The organism is Marinobacter sp. UBA2498, assembly GCF_002341575.1.
Classification (GTDB): domain Bacteria; phylum Pseudomonadota; class Gammaproteobacteria; order Pseudomonadales; family Oleiphilaceae; genus Marinobacter; species Marinobacter manganoxydans.
This window is the reverse complement of sequence record NZ_DDOI01000007.1, coordinates 3,309-8,161: the sequence shown is the minus strand read 5'-3', so window position 1 is coordinate 8,161 and position 4,853 is coordinate 3,309. Positions and strand designations below refer to the sequence as shown.

Genomic DNA, 4,853 nt, shown 5'->3' with positions numbered 1-4,853 from the left:
TCAGCTGCTCTACCAACTGAGCTACGCCAGCTCACATTCGCCTCGTCAGCGAGGGCGGTATACTACGGATTTTTTTCTGGCGTTGCAACACCTTCACAAGGCCTGATTTCAACGAAATCAAAATTGCTGCCGTAATCCGCTTTCACCGCCTGAACCAGTTCTTCAGCGAGTTCTGGTTCCGCCTCAAAAGAGAGCGCGTAGCTTATCTGATTTCGGGGGAAGTTGACCAGTACCGCATTAAGATTCTGACGTTTTTTTTCTTCCAGCACGGAAATTGCAGATTCGCGGGACTCGAACAGCCCCAGCGAAATGGCATTGCGGTTTTCGCCCTCGGTAACCAGATAGGAGTCGATCCCCTGCCTCTGAATGTCACGGAACTGGCTCAGGGCGACAGCCTCGGGCTGGGGTGGAATAAGAACCCAGTGCAGGGGTGCCAGCTCTCTTTCGACTTCTTCAATCCTGAAACCCGCCTCCTCCGCGAGAGGTTGACTGCCCACCAGGCTTCGGGCGCGCTCCGCGGTTTCAATCCATCCAAGGCGGGCACAGGACATTTCGGATTCGTCGGCGGGTGCACCAGGCCCGACACCGGAGTCTGCCGGCCCCGGCGATTTGAGGCTGGCCACCCTTGGCAGGCTGCCACTGGCAACATTGGCCATGCCGCCCGATGGCCCCACGAAGTCCGGCAGGTAATAAATAGCAATACTCACCAGCACCAGCACCAACGCCAACCACCTCATCCGGAGGTTTCCTCCGCATGAATTGCACGAAGTCCCGACAACACAAGATCCGGGCGAGAAATACCGGGCAGACCAAGACCGATAAGCCGGTCAGCATCGCCGCCAGTAACCAGAATTTCAGACAGTGACAGTTTTCGGGCGTCAGCGATCACCCGCTCAATCATCGCAGCAGACAGCCAGGCAAGACCATGGTTCACGCACTCTCCGGTACTCTTGCCAGGGTCCGTTGCCAGCCCCTGGTCCGGGTCGAACCAGATCCGGGCGGCATCGGTCCGGAGACTGCGCAGCATCATCTGCAGGCCAGGAAGAATATAACCACCCAGATGCTGACCATGCCGATCAACATAATCGACAGTAACGGCACTGCCTGCGTCCAAGACCGCAAAGCCCTGCCTGTGATCGAGCCAGGCACCGTACATTCCATGCCACCGATCAGCCCCCATTCTCGAGACATCCTGGTAGGCGTTCATGAGGCCATTCCGGGACTGTTCCGACCAGTAAAAGCGAACCGGCGCCTGACACAGCTTCTCGACGGAGCCCGCCAAATGAGTTCGCCTTTCTTCAGACGCGACGGTGGATATGGCGACAGACACCACCTTTCCGATCAGTTCTCCCGACATGCCCAGGGGGTTCTCGTCTTCGAGAGAGCCGGTCCCCGAGGCCAGAACCTCATCCTGGTTTGCAAGACACCACTTCAGCCGGGTGTTACCCGCGTCAATAAACAGATTCATTTTGCCACTCGCAGACTGATTTCCCCTGCGCGCACCGGAACAAGCCCGTTTTCGGTCCGGATTTGATAGTTGCCGGCGTCATCAATGCCACAACCGACACCTTCGACATCACCGCCCCGGGCCTTGAGCGATTTTCCCATGAACACATCGCGACGCTGCCAGGACTCCCGAAAATCTGCAAACCCGATATCCGAGAACAGCGCGACAGCATCGAATACAGCATCGATGATTGCACCGCCGATCTGGCTGCGCGACCACTCGACTTGAGGGCAGGCCCTGGCGAGGCTGCTCCAGGGTTGATCGACGCCATCAGCCCGGGACATATGTACATTCAGCCCAATACCCGCAATGACCTGCACCACGCCTTCCTCCAGCTCGCCCTGGAGCTCCACCAGGATGCCGCCAAGCTTGCCGTCCGGCAGAAAAATATCATTTGGCCACTTGAGTCCGACCTCCGGCACTCCCAGTCGTTCCAGGGCATTGGCCACCGCAACGCCGAGCACCAGACTTAACCCATCCAGTACACTGAAGCCGCCGTGGAAGGTGAGCCCCATGCTCAGGTACAGGTTTTCGCCCTGGGGGCTTTGCCACACACGCCCCCGTCGACCTCGGCCGGACGTCTGACAGTCGGCGATAACAACCGGGACACCTTTGCTTCCGGCGTTAATCTGCCTGATCACCTCGGCATTGGTCGAGTCAACCTCGTCGAGGACTGTCAGTGAAAGCTCCTGTTCCCGGCCGGCGGCAATTTCACGAAGCACCCGTGCCCTATCGAGCAGGTCGACCCGGGACACCAGCTGATATCCACGTCCGCGAATCGTGGCAATGTCAGCACCTTCCTCCATCGCGCGACGAATCTGCTTCCAGATTGCGGTACGACTAACCCCGAGCTTTTCGGCCAGCGCGGCTCCGGAGTGAACCTGACCGTCACTGAGCAGCTCTATAAGTGCTTTGGATTTCATAAGATGCATCCAGCCATGAAATTGGGTAAGGCCGGATTAAACACCAGGGAAGGGAAAAAGACAAAGTTGACGGCGTCGCTTTGCGAACCGCCTGCGGGAAGATCAGGGAATCGGGGTTGCGGTCAGATTGGCCTTGATATCAAAGTTCTGCATTTTGACGCCATAGACGGCCGTCTGAGCACCACCAACGGGATGAACCAGGTCGATATTGTTGATCGAGAGTTCCTTGAACCGGCTTCTCGCCTTCACAGCAAACCCGAGCGGTCTGTTGTCGGCCTCGGCGAGGGTTGGATTGGAGACATAGCGGTAACCGGCAGTGGACGAACCATCCATGATTTTTTCATCGCCCCGGTTGCCTGTCACTCCCATTGCATCCGGACCGTCCTCCTTCTTCACAACCCGGGTTTGATAGACATCCACGGAAAGATCGGTCCGTAGCCCAAACGAGTTGTCGTCTACGCCATCACCATCAAAGTCCCCACCATCTCTGGTATGGATATCGTTCAGAACGAGGCTCGTCCCGGTTCCGTTCATGGCCTCACCAACACCGCTGCTTTGCCGGTTGGTTTCCCAGGTCAGCGAGTTCTTCCGGGCTTCATTGATGGCCTTGGCAAGCACCTGCTTCAGGCGGACCGTCAGCCCCTCCTCACCCCGGGTTTCCCAGACGCCTCCGGAAGCCGCACAGGCGGATGGGCTATCACCCATGCCACCGGCGCAGACATCGCCGGCCCCGCCGGGGACGACGGTCATGCTGCTGCCGGTTTCGTATTTCTGAATCACGAACCTCCCGAAACTCTGACCGGATTCCTTGTCGCCGATTCTCAGATTGCCGATATCCATGGTGCTCCAGGATTCGCCCTTGATCACCGCAAGCCCCTCCTGGCTGACATCAACGGTCATGTCACGCACATGCGCGTCATAATCCAGTTCGGTAATCCAGAGACCCTTCTGGGGAATCTCACCATTACCTTCATCGTAGGGCACCGCGATAATCGCCGCCTTGCCGTTCCTGATGCTGACATCGGAATTGATGGTTATCCCCTCACCCGATGCGCCGCCTGCACCGAGCGTCACATGGCCATCAAGCTCGAATTCGTAAGCCGGATAGAACCCCAGTGCCAGCAGCAGCTCTGTGCCACCCTGCAAGGGGGCGTCATCACTTCCTACTCGCAGACCGTTGATCCGGTAGCCGGCCCTGATGTCCTCGAAACCAATCCGCAGACCATCGAAGAACTCGGTATCGTTGGTGACGCCATCGCGAGTTACATTGACCGTTACATCGCCCTGCCCCCAGGACTGCAGGCCACTGAAGATCACCCGGTTGCCGTCTTCGGTGTAGCTGAAATCAGCAAGCCGAAGACTCCATTCAGTGGCAAGTCGCAAGCCCTGCGGCCCGGCGTCAGGGTGTCCACCCCCCTGCAGATAAATCGCATTGGAATAGCTGCGGCCGTTGAACACCTGATCTTCAAGCAGAAAGCTGACATTCACCTGACCGATACTCTTGCCATTGCCACCCACCTCAATAGCGCCAATGCTGAATTCACCATCCATGGAGCCAAGGGTCAGGGCCAGGGCCGGTCTATTCTGCCAGTCGGTCGCCACATCGAGCCGGAGGTCGTTAATCCGATAGACGCCAGTGATGTCTCGAAGCGCGAGGGCCTTTCCGTCATCCCTGTACAGAAAAGAGGCCGAGTGTATAACGGTCTCATTATCGATTCGCAGGCCCTCTCCGGATCGGCCGCCGGCAGTCAGGCTGGTGCTGGAGGAAAGCTCGTAACTTCCACTCAGGCTGCCATAGCTGGGTAGAGGCTGTCCGTTGCCGGAATCGACAGATACGCCATGATTCAGGGGGTTGCTGCTGTAACGAATCGCGCCGACCTCCCAATCCCCGGTTATTCTGGGCGCATTCAGAGCCAGAGTGTCGCCGACCACATCCAGGGTTACTCCCAGTGCCTCCACATTCATGGTGATATCGTCCAGAAAAACTTCATTGCCATTGGTGCGATATCCCAGACGGCCGCCAGTCATCGTGTAGGCGGAGTCAAAGGTATATCCGGCCCCGCCAACGGAGCTGCCCTGCCTTATATTTAAATACCCTTCCAGAGAATGATCGAAAAAGATCCCCCCCATACTGACACCGGGGGCCCCGGCGAGCCGGATATCACCGAACTCGATCCGTCGGTCTTTCACCAGGTAATCGAGGTTAAGGGATGCATCCTCCTCAACATCGATGCGAATCAGGTGGAATGCCTGACCAGAAGGATCAACGGCGGACCCAATGCGAAAACCGTCCAGATGGATGCTGCTGCCATCATCAACATAGGACAGTCGATCTGCCGTCAGGCCAAGATCGAGCTCTACCGACAAACCACTCTGGCCACTGATGTTTGCCAGCGTGGAATCGTCCAGGCTTTTCATGTCGG

The 4,853-nt window shown here is 57.6% G+C and carries 4 protein-coding genes; all 4 read right to left on the bottom strand.

Translation table 11 applies throughout. The features are described from left to right. Nucleotides 1-62 precede the first annotated feature (62 nt). Nucleotides 63-737, bottom strand: a complete 675-nt coding sequence (locus B2W52_RS00730) for a hypothetical protein (protein WP_286800996.1) — start codon at nt 735-737, stop codon at nt 63-65. Next, nucleotides 734-1,468, bottom strand: coding sequence for a type III pantothenate kinase (locus B2W52_RS00725; protein WP_008174817.1), 735 nt, complete (start codon nt 1,466-1,468; stop codon nt 734-736). The genes B2W52_RS00730 and B2W52_RS00725 overlap by 4 nt, the downstream gene beginning before the upstream one ends. Continuing rightward, nucleotides 1,465-2,430 carry a biotin--[acetyl-CoA-carboxylase] ligase gene (locus tag B2W52_RS00720; RefSeq protein WP_286800995.1) on the bottom strand — a complete coding sequence of 322 codons (966 nt, stop codon included), beginning with the start codon at nt 2,428-2,430 and terminating at the stop codon, nt 1,465-1,467. The genes B2W52_RS00725 and B2W52_RS00720 overlap by 4 nt, the downstream gene beginning before the upstream one ends. Before the next feature lie 102 nt (nt 2,431-2,532). Further along, nucleotides 2,533-4,853, bottom strand: a 2,321-nt coding sequence (locus B2W52_RS00715; RefSeq protein WP_286800994.1) for a DUF6160 family protein, incomplete at its 5' end; no start/stop codon positions are given.

What these genes read in the sequence shown, in the direction of transcription:
- B2W52_RS00730 (WP_286800996.1), bottom strand. Translation starts at nt 737, where the DNA reads ATGAGGTGGTTGGCGTTGGTGCTGGTGCTGGTGAGTATTGCTATTTAT.
- B2W52_RS00720 (WP_286800995.1), bottom strand. Translation starts at nt 2,430, where the DNA reads ATGAAATCCAAAGCACTTATAGAGCTGCTCAGTGACGGTCAGGTTCAC.
- B2W52_RS00725 (WP_008174817.1), bottom strand. Translation starts at nt 1,468, where the DNA reads ATGAATCTGTTTATTGACGCGGGTAACACCCGGCTGAAGTGGTGTCTT.